Genomic DNA, 14,239 nt, shown 5'->3' with positions numbered 1-14,239 from the left:
TCTGTTTTGTGCTGGTTATGCGCAGTGAGGAACCTTCTCCACTTCCCTGTGAATCTGTTCCCCTTTAGCAATCTCAGCTGTACGTAAATCATACGCAGTCTGCAGATTCAGCCAAAACTGCGCTGACGTTTCCAATGCGGCGGCCAAGCGCAAAGCAACATCGGCGCTGATGCTACGGCGCATCAAGACAATGTCATTTACGGTGGGGGCAGAAACGTGCAATGCCCTTGCAAGCGCAGCTGCGGTAAGGCCAAGCGGTTCCAGATACTCTTCTTTGAGAATTTCTCCAGGGTGTACGGGTCTCATGCCATTCTTAAACATGATTCACCTCATGTGATAATCTACGATTTCTACATTTTCGGGGCCGTTGGCGCCCCAGACAAAACAGATCCGGTACTGACCGTTAACCCGGATGCTGTGCTGGCCTTCCCTGTCGCCATACAGCTGCTCCAACCTGTTTCCAGGAGGAGAGCGCAGGTCGTTGAGATCGACCGCAGCATCGAGCATGCCCAGCTTTCGTTCTGCCACTGAAAGGATGGCTGCCCAGCGCCGGGTTTTGCCGGTTTCAAAAAGAGCTTGGGTGTCGGCGCATCTGAAGCTTCTTATCATCTCTTAATGCTTAACGTTATGCGTTAAAGCGAGTCTACATCGTTTGCTGGGATACTCAACTGGTTGTTGGGACCTTCTGTCAGCAGGCTCAGCCCCTTGCGCTTCAGAACCAACTATTCAGATACAAAGTGGCAGTTGAATATTCTCTAAGTGCATGATTTTCGATGATTAATTTTTTGAAGTCGGAGGGTTTGAACCCCTCCGACGGTTTTCGCCGCTCGATGACTGACCCGCATCAAGCCGACGCCCCATCATGAACGGCCAACTCTTTACCAGTTGTAACTCAACTTAGCGGTGACTTCACGGCCCGGGTTGTAGTAGTTCGCAGTCCCTGAACCAACCACATGTTGCTCATCCAGCAGGTTACTGACGTTAACCGCCAGGTCAGTGCCTTTGAAGAGTTTGTAGTTGAAGGCCGCATCGAAGAGTGTCGTGCCATCGCTGGTGCCGGTGTTGGCGGCGTCGAAGTAATAGGAACCCACATAACGCGCGCCCAGGCCAACGCTGACATCGGTGTCGGGGATGTTGTAATAGCTCCACAGCGACGCGGAGTGTTTGGGGGCCGTGGCGAACTCATTTCCTTTGAGTGAGCTGCCGTCGTACAACGTACCACGCAACACTTCGGACTCCATGTAGGAGTAGCCGCCCACCAGGCTCAGGTTGGGGGTCAGCTCAGCCTTGGCTTCCAGGTCCAGGCCGCGCACACGTGATTCGCCAACGGTTTGCTGCTCGATGACACCGCTGGGCAGTACGACGGCGATGCTGACGTTTTCCTGGGTCAGGTCGTAGACGGCTGCCGAGAACAGCGCGTCCATACCGATGGGCGCATATTTCACCCCCACTTCATATTGCGTGCCTGTCTTCGGCACTACACCCACCGTTGGCGGTGAGACCGACTCGACCATGCTGACGTAGGTGGACACTTCGTCGTTGACGATATAGGTCAGTGCGCCGCGATAGGACGTTTCGGAGAAGTTATCCGACTCTTTTACGTTGTTGATGTCGGTATTGGACAGATCCAGCGAGTCGTTGCGCACACCGGCGGTGACGATAAAGCGCTCATAGAAGGACAGGTTCTGTTGCAGGAACACGGCCTTGGTTTTTGTGTCGAGCTTGTCGTTGCTATACGGCGCTACGCCGCTGGGCACACCCGTGAACACCGGGTTGGCCAGGTCGATGGAGCCTGTCGTGGCATAGACGGAGCGTTCCTCGGTGGAAGAATCGCCATACTCCACGCCCACCAACGTACTGCTGTCGATGTTTTCGAAGCGGGCATCGTATTGCAGCATCAAGTTGCCGTTCAGTTGCTCGGCGTCGCTGTCAGTGCCGAAGATATAACGCGGGACGGTAGTGCCGGTGCGGGTAGGGGAGTCGCTGAGGAACACATAGCCGAAATCATCGGTCAGTTTGCTGTAGCGCAGGTTGCTGCGCAGCACGAAGCCGTTGTCGAAATCATGGCTGAAGGTGCCGCTGATGTTGGTACGTTCGACATCGTGGAAGTTGTAGCTGGGCTCGCCGTAGAACTTGTCACGGTCGTATTCCTTGTCCAGCGGGTAACCGCCGCTGTTGGGCGAGCTTTGGGTTTTCAGGTAATCCACGATCACCGAGGCCGAGGTGAAGTCCGTGGGTGACCAGGTCAGGCCGCCCATCAAGAACTTGTTGTCATCCCGTGAATGGTCGTACTCGCGATCGCTGTCTTGCATCTTTGCCGTGAAGCGACCGGCCACGGTTTTTTCTTCGTTCAACGAGTCCCCGACATCGATGCCGGTTTCGACATGGTCGAAAGAACCGTAGGTGACGTAGCCCTGGCCGAACTTGTCGAAGCGCGGCTTCTTGCTGACAAAGTTCACCGAGCCGCCCGGGTCGGCCGGGCCGAACAGCGTCGAGTTGGCGCCGCGTATAACCTCGACGCGCTCATAGGCGAAAGGCTCTTCGCGCACGCCGCGCATCGAACCCAGGGTCAGGCCGTCCCGATAGGTCGTGGCCTGGAAGCCGCGGATCTGGAAGTAATCGTTGCGGTCGTCAGTGCCGTAATAGTCGGTAATGACCCCTGGCGTGTATTGCAGCAGTTCTTCGGTCGTGCTCACGCTGCGTTGCTTCATTTCCTTGTCGGTCACCACGGACACCGAGGCGGGCGTATTGAGGATGCTGGTGGCCACCTTGCCGCCGACCCAGAGTTCCTGGGCGACCACCGAGTTGGGGTCTTCGGTGCCATCGACCCTGGCCTTGGCGTTGACGAGGATGGGCGCAAGGCGATACTCCTCGAGTTCGGCATCAGCCTTGGTTTGCGGCGTCAGCAAGTAAGCGTTCGGGCCTTGCTGCTGTATCGCCATGTCGCTCCCCTGCAACAATGACGACAGGGCTTCGGACGTATCGAGTGTGCCGCTCACGCCCCGGGTATTGCGGTTCGCTACGCTTGAAGCATCGAAGGAAAGGCTGATACCCGCCTCGCGGGCAAAGCGGTCAAGCGCCGGTGCCAGGGGGCCGGCGGGAATGTTCCACTGGTGCACCTGGTGGGTTTGCTCAACGGTCGAGGGCTGTGCCAGGGTGGGTAGCGCATAGCTGCTGACGATGACGCCGAAGATCGCACCGTGGATGGCACGATTCAGTAGATGACGCTGGGGAACCGGGGACGCACTCATTAACTCGCTCCGTGGAAAGGGGATCGGCAGATCGGCCTGTAGGTCGGCCTTTTCTTACATGCCGAACGAGAATGAGAAATCACCTCATTTTTATTTGATGTTGATAGGCGGCGAAGAAAATACTTAGCTGGCGGCGCTCAACGTCACCCAATATTGGGTTCGATAATCAATCCGCAGGTGCAGTGACTGCGCAACCAATGCCAGTACCTGGTCGGTGTCGGCGAGTTGAAAGGTGCCGGAAACCCGCAGGCCCGAGACCTCTTCGGCGCAGCGCAACAGGCCGGGGCGATAGCGCGACAAGGCCCCGATGAAATCACCGAGGCGCATATTGCGTGCGCTGATCACCCCGTCACTCCAGCTCCATACATCCAGGCCGTTATCCTTGAATTCACGAACGCCATCCGAGGTGAACAGCCGCTGATTGCCGGCCTGGACGGTGTTGTTGACTGTAAGGGTTTGGCTGGATCCAGGAAAGACGCTGACTGCGCCGCGCTGCACCGCGATGAGGGTCCCGTCGTCACGCTCATACGCGAGGAACCGGGCATTCAGAGTGCTTATCAATCCGTCGCGGGTTTGTACCCAGAAAGGACGCGGTTGAGCCGAGCCCGCATCGGCGCCGGTATTGACGATGATTTCGCCGCGCCGCAGAACGATTAGGCGCCGCTGAGCATTGAAATAGCTGTCGACCGCACTGTCGCTGTTGAGCTGGATAAGGCTGCCATCATCGAGTTGGAAGCGCTTCCGCTCGCCGGTTCTGCTGTGCTGCTGGGCCAGCATGGCCGGCAGCGGTGTGTAGTCGCGGCCCAGCCAGGTCGCACCACCCAAGGTGGCCAATGCACCCAGTAGCTTGAGGCTTTGGCGCCGATGCATGCCTGAGCGGGCGCCCTTGAGGGTGTGCCGGGCCAAATCAGGTGGCACGCCGGCGAAGTCATCGCCAAGCGCTTCCACACGCTGCCACGCTAACCGATGTTCCGGGCGCTGCTGCAGCCAGTGTTCGAAACTGCGCTGGGTTTGCTCATCGGCAGGATTGAAGCGCAGGCGCACCAGCCAGTGGATCGCCTGGTCGACCACCGCCGGATCCAGCGCTTGCGCCTTACTGTTCGGCATAACGCAAGCGATAGCAGTGTTGCAGGGCCTTGGCCAAGTCGCGTTCAACCGTAGAACGGGAAACGCACAATTTTTCGGCTATTTGCAGGCAGGTCAGGCCGTCGAGCTGGGCAAGTAGAAAAGCCTCGCGAACCCTCGGTTTGAGCTGGTCGAGCAGGCGGTCGATCCGTTCGAGGCTATCAAGAATCAGCAAGCGTTCTTCTTCAGAGGGGGCCTCTTGAGGAGGAAGCAGCGCGAGGCTCTCGAAGTAGGCGCGTTCGAGCTCGCGACGGCGATACCGATCGATCATCAGGCCGCGAGCGATGCTGCTCAGGTAGGCTCGGGGCTCGCGCAAAGGGCCTGATTGACGGGATTTGAGCAGACGCACGAACGTGTCCTGCGCCAGGTCCGCTGCGCTCTCGTGACAGCCGATGCGCCGGCTCAGCCAGCTGTGCAGCCAGGAATGGTGGCTGCGATAGAGCAGCGCGAGATTGGCATCACCCAGTGTGTCGTTGCTGCGCATCAGCATCCCGGAAACTACATAATTGATAATGACTCGCATTATATTCAGGCCCGGGACCCCAGGGCAAATTTGCCGACCCTGGCGTTCGCCACGGTGTTCTTTGCCTGATAGGAATAGGCAAGGCTGCGAGGCAAACCGGCATAGGTGGCCCGCAGGCTGGTGGCTACCATGGCGCACACCTACCGACAGGAGTTCGCCATGCACCGCATAAAAACCCTCTTCATCACCGGCGTGAGCAGTGGTTTCGGCAACGCCCTGGCCAAGGAAGCGCTGGCGGCCGGCCACCGGGTCATCGGCACCGTGCGCAGCGAGGCGGCCTTGCGGGCCTTCGAGCAATTGTCTGCCGACCGGGCCCACGGTGTTCTTTTGGATGTCACCGACTTCGCCCGAATCGACAGCGTGGTCGCCGCCACAGAAGCCGCCCACGGCCCGGTCGACGTGCTGGTCAACAATGCCGGCTACGGCCACGAGGGCATTTTCGAAGAATCGCCGCTGGAAGAGCTGCGGCGCCAGTTCGACGTCAACGTGTTTGGCGCAGTGGCGGTGACCAAGGCCTTCGTGCCCTATTTCCGCCGGCGCCGCGCCGGGCATATCCTTAACATCACGTCGATGGGGGGCACCATCACGATGCCGGGCATTGCGTACTACTGCGGGAGCAAGTTCGCCCTGGAAGGGATCTCCGATACCCTGAGCAAGGAGCTGCGACCGTTCAATATCTTCGTGACGGCCGTTGCGCCCGGTTCGTTTCGAACGGACTGGGCCGGGCGCTCGATGCAGCGCACCCCGCGCAGCATTGCCGACTATGACGCCAGCTTTGACCCGGTTCGCCAGGCGCGCCAGGAAAAAAGCGGCAAGCAACTCGGCGACCCGCACAAGGCGGCGCGGGCGATGTTGCAGGTGATCGCCAGCCCGACGCCGCCCGCCCATCTGTTGCTGGGCAGCGATGCATTGAGCCTGGTGCGCGATAAGCTCAGTCGGGCCGCCAGCGAGATCGCTCAATGGGAAGCGCTGACCCGTTCGACCGACGGCTGAGCGACCCGTGGAAAGGAGAATTGGATGACCCAGGCTGATCCGCATACCGCACGCATGGTGGCGTTGATGGAGCGGCTGGCGCCGGTGGAAGGCTACAACCTCAGCGCCCTGGAGGACGTACGTTTCCTGCGCTCGAACCGGCCATTGAGCCGCACGCCGGTCCTGTATGACCCCGGTATCGTGATCCTGTGCCAAGGGCGCAAGCGCGGCTACCTGGGGAATGACCTCTACGTCTACGATGCCCGGCATTATCTGGTTGTGTCCGTTCCCGTGCCGTTCACCATGGAAACCGACGCCAGCGAAGCGGAGCCCATGCTGGCGGTGTATATGCGCCTGGACCTGCAACTGGCAAGCGAGTTGATACTGCAGGTAGACGAAGCGCTCGGCCCGAGCGATGCCCCGCCCAAGGGCATGTACGCCTCGCCCATGGATGATGGGTTGTACGCCTCGACGCTGCGCTTTCTGGAAGCCATGAGCACGCCGGGTGACGCGGCCATTCTCGGACCGTCGTTGGTGCGGGAAATCTACTATCGCATCCTCACCGGCGAACAGGGCGGCTCGATGCGCGCGGCGCTGAGTCGCCAGGGCCACTTCGGCCAGATCACCCGCGCGATCCGCAAGATTCACAGCAGCTATCAGGAGCGCCTGGATGTCGAGGCGCTCGCCCGCGAAGCCAACATGAGCGTGCCCAGCTTCCACGTGCACTTTCGCAGCGTGACGGATGCCTCGCCCATGCAATACCTGAAGTCGACGCGCCTGCACCAGGCGCGACTGTTGATGCTGCGCAACGCCATGAACGCCTCGACGGCGGCGTTCAGCGTGGGCTACGAAAGCGCCTCGCAATTTGGCCGCGAGTTCAAGCGCCTGTTTGGGCGAACGCCCCAGGCTGAGGTGGAGTGGATGAAGGCGACCTATGCATTGCCGGCGCCTGCCACGCCGTCCATTTATGTGTCGTCGCATTAGCACTGACGACACGGTTGAAGCCGTGCGGCGTTACTTCCCTTCTTGTTGCATCAAGGCTTTGCGTAACTTTCCCGGGGAGAGGCCAAACATGCTCTGGAAGTGCCGAATAAAATGCGGTGCATCCGCGAAGCCACATTCAAAGGCGATCTCGCCAATCTGGCGATCGGAACTCACCAGCAGCCATCTGCCAAACCTGAGTCGGACCTGGCGGTAGAACTGGGCTGGGCTGCTGTTGGTTTCAGCGACGAACAGGCGTTCCAACTGTCGTTTGCTGGTGCCGAGCAGATGCGCAATGGCCTCGATATCGAGGGGGTGGGCCATGTGTTTTTCCATCAACATCACGGCTTCATGTAGCCGACGATTGGATGAACTGGCGTATCCGAGGGCCTTGCGTCGGTCGACGAAACTGTTGGACGTGTTCTTTGCCACCGTCATCTGATGCACAACCTTGCCGGCACGATCCGGCCCGCAATGCATGCCGATCAGATGAAGCGCTAACTCGATAACTGAAACACCGCCAGCGCAGGTAATCCGGTCCCGGTCGATCAGAAAGTCTCTGTTGATGACAAAGCGCAACGTGGGAAACCGGTGCTTCCAGTCGTCGCCATGATAGGCGTGGACACACGCCGTTCGCCCCTCCATCAGGCCATGTCGCGCGAGCACGAAGCTGCCGGTGCACAGGCCGATCAACGGCACTTGTGCGGCGGCGGCCTGGTGGAGGAACGCGGGATAGGTTTTCGGCACCGCCTCGATGAAATCGAGCAATCCACCAATCACCACGATGTAGTCGAAACGTTCCGGGTCAGTGAGTTCACTGTCGATCGGTACGTCCAGTCCGCTACTGGAAATGACTCTTTGCCCGGGCGTGCCGAGTACTTTCCATTGGCAGCGTATGGGGCGGCTTTGATCACCCGTATCGGCGGCATGCCGCAGCGCATCGGTCAGCCCTGACAGTGACAGCAAGGGGAAGCGTGGCCACAACATGATGCCAATAGACAACTCGGCGGTGCCGCGGCGCATGGGGGGATGACGCGCCTGCCCATGATCGAGCCCGTCCACGAGGCTTTCCTGGGGGGCTACAGGCTCTGTGCCGCCAGAATGTCGCAAATGTTCAATCATTCGTGCAAAGCATCCAACTGGTTATACCGCCGCTCCCACTACGATGGGCCCATGCGAAACGTTCCGCTGCCACCCTGAAAACTATCGAGGAGCATCCGATGAAGACGTCCAAAGTTAAGCGTTTTTCCGGTATTTGTGCCGGGTTTCTGGTGTCCGTGCTGGCTGCGGCGCCGGTGTTCGCATTGGAGACAGTAGAGCCGGGAAGCCTGACCATCGCCTTCAGTGGTGATATGCCAGGAACAGGGTATCAAGATAGTCGGATGGTCGGCTATGACGGTGAAATCCTTCAACAAATTTCTGAAAAGCTGGGCCTTAAGGTCAAACCGGCATTAATGGAGTGGTCAGGGACGATCGCATCGGTGCAGTCCAAGCGAGTGGATGTCATGGCCGGCACCATGGGCTGGACCGAGCAACGCTCGAAAATCATGACCTTGAGCGATCCTATTCACTACTTCAAGAACGGTATTACCCAGACGGACAAGACCAACTGGAACAGCCTCAAGGATTTGCAAGGCAAGAAAGTCGGCACCATCACCGGCTTTTCGTTCATCCCTGAGATGCGCAAGATCGATGGCCTGCAAGTCGCCCTTTATGACACATCCGATGCGGCCGTTCGCGATCTGCTCGCCGGACGCATCGATGCGGTGATCGGCGATCCACCGGTCATGCAATACGCCATTTCCCGCAATGAGCAATGGCACCTGCATTTCAACGCCTTTGTCGACAACGATCCGAATTTCCCACTGCTGACTGGCTTGGGCCAGGTGGTGTTCGGCTTCAACAAGGCCAGCCCGGAACTGGTAACGGCGGTCAACGCACAGATTCAGACGCTCTGGAAAAACTGTGAGATGCGCAAGATCGGCGCTCGCTACGGCCTGACTCAGGATGTCTGGTTCATGCCCGAAGGCAAGGACCTGCGCCTGGGCGTCGATCGTCCAGCGGACTGGACACTGCCCGGCTGCAAGTAAGTGTGAGGCGATGGGGCGGGTCCAGACACCGGCACGACTCATCGCCAGGCCTACAACAATAAGAGGTGAGCCAACATGTCGAACCCATCCGGTGCGGCGTTGCTGCGTGTGCACGAACTCCACAAGAACTATGGCGCTCTGGAGGTGCTCAAGGGCATCAGCCTGGAGTTGAAACCCGGTGAAACCCTGTCACTGATTGGCCCAAGCGGATCTGGAAAGTCCACCTGCCTGCGCTGCATCAATTACCTGGAAAAACCCACCAGTGGCGAGATCTGGTTGGGAGACGAGTTGATCGGTCAGGTCAGGGATGGCCAGCGTTCGCGGCTGATGAGCGACCGAGAAATGGCGCCGCAGCGCCGCGAGATCGCCATGGTGTTCCAGTTGTTCTATCTGTGGCCGCACTTGAACGTTCGCGACAACGTCGCACTCGGCCCCATCAAGGCCCAGGGGATGCCGCGCAAGCAGGCGTATGAGTTGGCCGACGCGATGCTGGAAAAAGTCCATCTGCGGCACAAGGCCGAGTCTTATCCCGAGCAATTGTCGGGGGGGCAGCAACAGCGGGTCGCCATCGCCCGCGCCTTGGCCCAGCAACCAAAAGTGATTCTGTTCGACGAACCGACTTCGGCGTTGGATCCCGAGCTGGTGGGCGAAGTGTTGGCCGTGATTCGCGAGCTGGCGGAAGAGGGCCGCAGCATGATCATGGTCACCCATGAAGTGAGGTTTGCCCGCGATGTGGCGGATCGGGTGATCTTCATGGACGGCGGGCGCATTGTCGAACAGGGGCCGTCGAGGCAAGTGATCGATAACCCTTGTCACGAACGTACCCGCAGTTTTCTTGGGCGCATGGCTGTGGAGAGCGCTTGATGGCGAACCTGGAAGCTTTCCTCGGGTTGTTGCCCTTGCTCCTCAAAGGCGCAATGAGCGCATTGGAAATCGCCCTCTGCACCTTAGTGCTGGCGAGCGTGGGCGGTCTGGTGCTGGCGGTTTTACTGACGTTCAGCCGATCACGACTGGTACACGGCGCCATCGCCTGTTTCATTGAATGGATGCGCAATGTGCCGGCGCTGGCGCACCTGTTTCTGATCTACTTTGGGCTGTCCTATCTGGGAATCAATCTGCCCGCGTGGCTGGCGGCCATCGTCGGTTTGAGCCTGGTAGGCAGCGCAGTGCTGGCCGATACTTTCCGAGCCGGCTTGCAGTCGCTGCACGTTGGCCAGCATGAAGCCGGGCAGGCTATCGGCCTGCACCGTATGCAGATTCTGCGCTACATCCTCTTGCCCCAGGCCCTGCGCATTGCGTTGCCGGCGTATGCCAACTATGTCACGCAACTGATCAAGGACACGTCCATCGCCTCGGCCATCGCCGTGCCGGAAATCATGTTCCTTGCCCGCAATCTTGTGACCTCCACGTTCCAGACCTCGCTGATTTATCTGGCGGTGATGTGCATCTATGCGGCGATGATCCTGCCTATTGGCGTGGGGTTCATCCGACTTGAACGTCATCTGGGGGCGGCGCGATGATCAGTTTTTTCCAGCAATACCCGGAATACTGGAGCGACTGGAGTGCTCGCCTGCTACTCGGCGCACGGGTCAGCGCCGAGCTGTCCCTGACAGGCTTCGCCCTGGCGGCGATGTTGGGCGCGTTACTGGCCTGGGCGATGAAGAGCCACAGCGTCTGGCTCAAGCATGCGGCGGTGTTCTTCATTCATGGGATGCGTGCGGTGCCGCTCCTGGCGTTGCTGCTGGCGCTGTATTTCACCCTGCCCAGCCTCGGGCTGACGTTGTCGGGTTATTGGGCCGGGGCCATCGGCCTGGGCTTGCAGGGCTCGGCCTACGTCGCGGAAATCCTGCGCGGCGGACTGGACTCCTTGCATCGCGGCCAACGTGAGGCGGCCATCGCCACCGGCCTGACGCCATTGCAAGCCTTCACCGCCGTGATCTTTCCACAAGCCATTCGCGGCATGTTGCCGCCGTTGCTCAATGCCTACGTGTCGATTCTGAAGGACAGCTCCCTGTGCGCCCTGATCGCCACCGATGAGTTGATGCTGGCGGCCCGCGCCATCGCGTCCGAGTCCTTTTTGCCGATGCATGTTTTCCTGCTGGTGGGGTTGTTCTATTTCGTCATCGCTTTCCCTCTTTCTCTGTTGTCGCGAGCGCTGGAAGCACGATTTTCTCGCGGGCGCAAAACCATTCGAGGTTGAACACATGAACATCATGGATCGAACCGCTTCTCAGAGCATTGGCCAGTTGCGGCAAGCGCTGGAGTCCGGAACGCTCACGAGCGAGTCCCTGGTTGGCGCGCAATTGGAGCGGATCGAGCGCTTCAACGGTCAACTCAATGCGTATGTCGAGGCCTATCCCCTGCGCGCCCTTGGTGCTGCCATCGCCGCCGATCGGCAGCGGGCTGCGGGTGTGAACCTGGGGCCGTTGCACGGCATTCCAATTGCGATCAAGGATTTGTTCGAAATCGACGGCAAGGCCATAACCGGTGGTTCGCTGGCACAGACGCCGCGCATCTCTCGGCTCACCGCCACGGCAGTCCAGCGGTTGGAGCGCGCCGGGGCGATCATCATGGGCAAGACCCACACCGTCGAATTCGCTTTCGGAGGGTGGGGCACAAATGCCGTGATGGGCACGCCGTGGAACCCGTGGGACCCCGACGTGCATCGTGCGCCAGGGGGTTCCAGCAGTGGTTCAGCGGTGGCCGTGGCCGGCGGGTTGGCAAGCGCGGCATTGGGCACCGACACCGGCGGCTCGGTGCGGATTCCCGCAGGCATGTGTGGTCTGGTTGGCCTGAAAACCACGCGTGGGTTGGTCAGCCGTCACGGTTTGATTGAATTGTGCCCATCGCTGGATTCGGTAGGGCCGATTACGCACACCGTCGAAGACGCCGCGTGGATGCTTGACGCGCTGCTGGGGCCGGACCCGCTGGACCCGGTCTCGGCCAAGTCGCCAGTGTTCAGCGCCGCAGCAGGTTTGAATCTTCCGGTGGCCGGTCTGCGTATCTGGGTGCTGCCACAGACCGAACGCGAACACATCGCACCTGGCGTATTGGCAGCCTACGACCAGGGGCTTGAGCAATTGGCCGCACTGGGCATGCATCTGGTCGAACAGCCGCTACCGACTTCACTGGAGCAGTGCATGCGCGTTGCCGGTGGTCTCATGAGCGCCGAAGGCTACGCCAGCCTTGGCAGTTTGTTCGAGCGCGACGATCTACGCTTCGATCCTCATGTGCAGCGTCGGGTGCTGAGCGGGCGCGCCATCGACGCGGCGGCTTACATCCATTTGCACAACCAGCGACGTGCTGCCCGTCAAGCCATGGACGAAGCCATGTCCCAGGTCGATGCCTGTGCGTTTCCAACCAACGCCATTGGCAGTGTGCCGTTGAGTCAGGTCGATGAGTACGGTACGCCGCTGGCCTTGCTCGGCCGTTTCGCCAACCTGCTCAATCTCTGTTCAGTGGCGCTGCCGGTGGGCTTCGACGAGCAACGCATGCCGGTCTCGATGCAAATTGTCGGGCGTGCCTTCGCCGAGCCGTTGGTGCTGCGGATCGCCCATGCCTACCAGCAAGTCAGTGATTGGCACCAACGGCGACCTGTGGGTTGGGACCTGTCGGACAGGGTGGTGGCGTAATGGAAATCTGTGTCGTCGGCGCTGGAATCGTTGGCTTGAGCAGTGCCTGGTTTCTACACAAGGCCGGTCATACCGTCACCGTTATCGATCGTGCGGGGGAGGCGGGCATGGGGGCCAGTGCCGCCAATGGGGCGCAATTGAGCTACAGCTATGTTCAACCGCTGGCTGATCCCTCCCTGTTGCCGGGCATTCCGAAAATGCTGTTGGCGCGCAACGGCCCGCTGAAGTTTTCGCCGCAATGGAGCTTGGAACAATGGCGCTGGTGTGTGGAGTTTCTCGCGGCCTGCCGTACGTCCGTTTCGCGCCAGACGACTGTCGAGTTGCTGGAACTGGCGCATGAAAGTCGGCTGGCGCTGGACGCCTTCATCAGTCAGGAAAAGGTGCAATGCGATTTCGCCCGTACCGGCAAACTGGTTCTGTACCCCGATGCTGAAAGCCTGCGCAAGGCCGGCGATCAGCTGAAATTCCAGGCCGCCCAAGGCGCCAGGCAACAAAAAATCGTCAGCCCCGCCGAAGCCTTGTCGATCGAGCCTGCACTTGAGGGCTATAAGAAGGCGTTTCACGGTGCGATCCATACCGACAGCGAATGCGCGGTCGATGGGCGCAAGCTTTGTCAGGAGCTTGCGAGGTTGTTGAGCACGCAGGGGGTGCGTTTTCTGTTCGACAGTGAGGTTGCCGCTTTCCGACGTGAACGCGGGCGCATCACCGCGTTGGAGATTCACCATGCCATCGAAGGCCCTGGTCTTTTAGGGACGCAAGCGGTCGTGCTGGCGGCTGGCGCTTACAGCGCGGGGTTGTTATCTGCGTTCGGTGTGCGCATGCCGGTCTACCCGCTCAAGGGATACAGCATTACGTTGCCGATCACTGATTCGATGAATGCACCGACGGTCAGCGTGACGGACATGCGGCGTAAAACAGTGTTCGCCCGGATCGGTGATCGCTTGCGCGTTGCTGGGATGGTCGAGCTGTGTGGGCTGGATGCGTCGATTCCCGTTAAGCGTATCGAGCAACTGAAAGCCTCGACGCAAGCATTGTTCGGTCTGGAATGGAACGCCGATGATTGCCAGCCCTGGACCGGTTGGCGTCCGGCGACCCCCACCGGACGGCCGATTCTGGCCACCAGTGGTTGTGACAACCTGTACGTCAATTGCGGCCAGGGTGCCCTGGGCATGACCTTGGCATTTGGTAGCGCCCAACGTCTGGTCCGATTGATCGGAGGCACGGCGCTTTAACTTCCTCAATTCATGGAATAAACCCGATGGCAACGATTCAACGTTTTCAGAGCAACGCGCGGATGTCCGGTGTGGTCAGTCACGGCGACCTGCTTTACCTCTCCGGCCAAGTGCCCACTGATCTACAGGTTGGCATCGAAGAGCAGACGCAGCAGGTGCTGGCCAAGATAGAAGCCTTGCTATCGCTGGCGGGCAGCGACAAGGGCCAGCTTGTGAGCGCACAGATCTGGCTCAAAGACATTGATCGTGATTTCGCGCTGATGAATTCGGTGTGGGACGCCTGGCTGCCAACTGATAGTGCGCCGGCACGGGCCACTGTTCAGGCACGTCTGGCGCGGCCAGAGGTGCTGGTGGAGATCATGGTTGTGGCTGGGAAACTTGCTTCGGGGGGGTGAAGGCGGGGCTGAGGTTTTCTTTTCAGGCACAAAAAGGT

Annotated in this window: 16 protein-coding genes; 9 read left to right on the top strand and 7 right to left on the bottom strand. The window is 59.8% G+C overall.

Features of this window, described 5'->3' with window-relative positions:
* Positions 1–15: 15 nt before the first annotated feature.
* The 6 genes from BLO97_RS16960 to BLO97_RS31980 all read right to left on the bottom strand — a co-directional run bounded on the left by BLO97_RS16960 (position 16) and on the right by BLO97_RS31980 (position 5,030).
* On the bottom strand, positions 16–321 hold the full coding sequence (locus BLO97_RS16960; RefSeq protein WP_025211727.1) for a HigA family addiction module antitoxin: 306 nt from the start codon (positions 319–321) through the stop codon (positions 16–18).
* A 3-nt stretch (positions 322–324) separates the two neighbouring features.
* Positions 325–609, bottom strand: coding sequence for a type II toxin-antitoxin system RelE/ParE family toxin (locus tag BLO97_RS16955; RefSeq protein ID WP_092346934.1), 285 nt, complete (start codon positions 607–609; stop codon positions 325–327).
* Positions 610–878: 269 nt separating this feature from the next.
* Positions 879–3,251, bottom strand: coding sequence for a TonB-dependent siderophore receptor (locus BLO97_RS16950; protein WP_092346931.1), 2,373 nt, complete (start codon positions 3,249–3,251; stop codon positions 879–881).
* Positions 3,252–3,374: 123 nt separating this feature from the next.
* Positions 3,375–4,358 carry a DUF4880 domain-containing protein gene (locus BLO97_RS16945; protein WP_092346929.1) on the bottom strand — a complete coding sequence of 328 codons (984 nt, stop codon included), beginning with the start codon at positions 4,356–4,358 and terminating at the stop codon, positions 3,375–3,377.
* The gene (locus BLO97_RS16940; RefSeq protein ID WP_092347019.1) at positions 4,345–4,860 is read right to left on the bottom strand and encodes a sigma-70 family RNA polymerase sigma factor; all 516 of its coding nucleotides are present in this window, start codon (positions 4,858–4,860) and stop codon (positions 4,345–4,347) included. The genes BLO97_RS16945 and BLO97_RS16940 overlap by 14 nt, the downstream gene beginning before the upstream one ends.
* A 44-nt stretch (positions 4,861–4,904) precedes the next feature.
* Entirely contained in the window at positions 4,905–5,030 is a 126-nt protein-coding gene (locus BLO97_RS31980; RefSeq protein WP_256571999.1) for a hypothetical protein, read from the bottom strand.
* A 28-nt stretch (positions 5,031–5,058) separates the two neighbouring features.
* Between BLO97_RS31980 and BLO97_RS16935 the strand changes: the two genes are divergently transcribed.
* Complete coding sequence (locus BLO97_RS16935) at positions 5,059–5,892, top strand: oxidoreductase (RefSeq protein ID WP_092347016.1); 834 nt, start codon at positions 5,059–5,061, stop codon at positions 5,890–5,892.
* A gap of 24 nt (positions 5,893–5,916) precedes the next feature.
* Positions 5,917–6,855 carry an AraC family transcriptional regulator gene (locus BLO97_RS16930; RefSeq protein ID WP_092346926.1) on the top strand — a complete coding sequence of 313 codons (939 nt, stop codon included), beginning with the start codon at positions 5,917–5,919 and terminating at the stop codon, positions 6,853–6,855.
* Between the two features lie 30 nt (positions 6,856–6,885).
* Here BLO97_RS16930 and BLO97_RS16925 read toward each other — a convergent pair whose 3' ends face one another.
* A complete protein-coding gene (locus BLO97_RS16925) occupies positions 6,886–7,914 on the bottom strand; it encodes a GlxA family transcriptional regulator (protein ID WP_238992549.1) in 1,029 nt (342 codons plus the stop codon).
* 158 nt (positions 7,915–8,072) lie between these two features.
* On the opposite strand from BLO97_RS16925, the gene BLO97_RS16920 reads away from it, so the two are divergent.
* The 7 genes from BLO97_RS16920 to BLO97_RS16890 all read left to right on the top strand — a co-directional run bounded on the left by BLO97_RS16920 (position 8,073) and on the right by BLO97_RS16890 (position 14,201).
* On the top strand, positions 8,073–8,942 hold the full coding sequence (locus tag BLO97_RS16920) for a substrate-binding periplasmic protein (protein ID WP_063323026.1): 870 nt from the start codon (positions 8,073–8,075) through the stop codon (positions 8,940–8,942).
* 75 nt (positions 8,943–9,017) lie between these two features.
* Positions 9,018–9,806, top strand: a complete 789-nt coding sequence (locus BLO97_RS16915; protein WP_092146180.1) for an amino acid ABC transporter ATP-binding protein — start codon at positions 9,018–9,020, stop codon at positions 9,804–9,806.
* Positions 9,806–10,462 carry an amino acid ABC transporter permease gene (locus tag BLO97_RS16910; protein WP_092346922.1) on the top strand — a complete coding sequence of 219 codons (657 nt, stop codon included), beginning with the start codon at positions 9,806–9,808 and terminating at the stop codon, positions 10,460–10,462. Before BLO97_RS16915 ends, BLO97_RS16910 begins: the two co-directional genes overlap by 1 nt.
* A complete protein-coding gene (locus BLO97_RS16905) occupies positions 10,459–11,142 on the top strand; it encodes an amino acid ABC transporter permease (protein WP_092346919.1) in 684 nt (227 codons plus the stop codon). The genes BLO97_RS16910 and BLO97_RS16905 overlap by 4 nt, the downstream gene beginning before the upstream one ends.
* A gap of 4 nt (positions 11,143–11,146) precedes the next feature.
* The gene (locus tag BLO97_RS16900; RefSeq protein WP_092346916.1) at positions 11,147–12,574 is read left to right on the top strand and encodes an amidase; all 1,428 of its coding nucleotides are present in this window, start codon (positions 11,147–11,149) and stop codon (positions 12,572–12,574) included.
* Complete coding sequence (locus BLO97_RS16895; RefSeq protein WP_092346913.1) at positions 12,574–13,806, top strand: D-amino acid dehydrogenase; 1,233 nt, start codon at positions 12,574–12,576, stop codon at positions 13,804–13,806. The genes BLO97_RS16900 and BLO97_RS16895 overlap by 1 nt, the downstream gene beginning before the upstream one ends.
* A gap of 26 nt (positions 13,807–13,832) precedes the next feature.
* Positions 13,833–14,201: a RidA family protein gene (locus BLO97_RS16890; RefSeq protein ID WP_092146172.1), complete on the top strand. Its 369-nt coding sequence runs from the start codon at positions 13,833–13,835 to the stop codon at positions 14,199–14,201.
* Positions 14,202–14,239 lie beyond the last annotated feature (38 nt).

Source organism: Pseudomonas sp. NFACC05-1 (assembly GCF_900100135.1).
GTDB lineage: Bacteria > Pseudomonadota > Gammaproteobacteria > Pseudomonadales > Pseudomonadaceae > Aquipseudomonas > Aquipseudomonas fluorescens_Q.
Note: the sequence above shows the minus strand (reverse complement) of the source record. Positions and strands in the feature narration are given on the sequence as shown.

Coding starts and splice junctions, on each gene's coding strand:
- BLO97_RS16915 (WP_092146180.1), top strand. CDS start 9,018: ATGTCGAACCCATCCGGTGCGGCGTTGCTGCGTGTGCACGAACTCCAC.
- BLO97_RS16955 (WP_092346934.1), bottom strand. CDS start 609: ATGATAAGAAGCTTCAGATGCGCCGACACCCAAGCTCTTTTTGAAACC.
- BLO97_RS16960 (WP_025211727.1), bottom strand. CDS start 321: ATGTTTAAGAATGGCATGAGACCCGTACACCCTGGAGAAATTCTCAAA.
- BLO97_RS16945 (WP_092346929.1), bottom strand. CDS start 4,358: ATGCCGAACAGTAAGGCGCAAGCGCTGGATCCGGCGGTGGTCGACCAG.
- BLO97_RS16940 (WP_092347019.1), bottom strand. CDS start 4,860: ATGCGCAGCAACGACACACTGGGTGATGCCAATCTCGCGCTGCTCTAT.
- BLO97_RS16920 (WP_063323026.1), top strand. CDS start 8,073: ATGAAGACGTCCAAAGTTAAGCGTTTTTCCGGTATTTGTGCCGGGTTT.
- BLO97_RS16910 (WP_092346922.1), top strand. CDS start 9,806: ATGGCGAACCTGGAAGCTTTCCTCGGGTTGTTGCCCTTGCTCCTCAAA.
- BLO97_RS16935 (WP_092347016.1), top strand. CDS start 5,059: ATGCACCGCATAAAAACCCTCTTCATCACCGGCGTGAGCAGTGGTTTC.
- BLO97_RS31980 (WP_256571999.1), bottom strand. CDS start 5,030: ATGGTAGCCACCAGCCTGCGGGCCACCTATGCCGGTTTGCCTCGCAGC.
- BLO97_RS16890 (WP_092146172.1), top strand. CDS start 13,833: ATGGCAACGATTCAACGTTTTCAGAGCAACGCGCGGATGTCCGGTGTG.
- BLO97_RS16895 (WP_092346913.1), top strand. CDS start 12,574: ATGGAAATCTGTGTCGTCGGCGCTGGAATCGTTGGCTTGAGCAGTGCC.
- BLO97_RS16950 (WP_092346931.1), bottom strand. CDS start 3,251: ATGAGTGCGTCCCCGGTTCCCCAGCGTCATCTACTGAATCGTGCCATC.
- BLO97_RS16930 (WP_092346926.1), top strand. CDS start 5,917: ATGACCCAGGCTGATCCGCATACCGCACGCATGGTGGCGTTGATGGAG.
- BLO97_RS16905 (WP_092346919.1), top strand. CDS start 10,459: ATGATCAGTTTTTTCCAGCAATACCCGGAATACTGGAGCGACTGGAGT.
- BLO97_RS16900 (WP_092346916.1), top strand. CDS start 11,147: ATGAACATCATGGATCGAACCGCTTCTCAGAGCATTGGCCAGTTGCGG.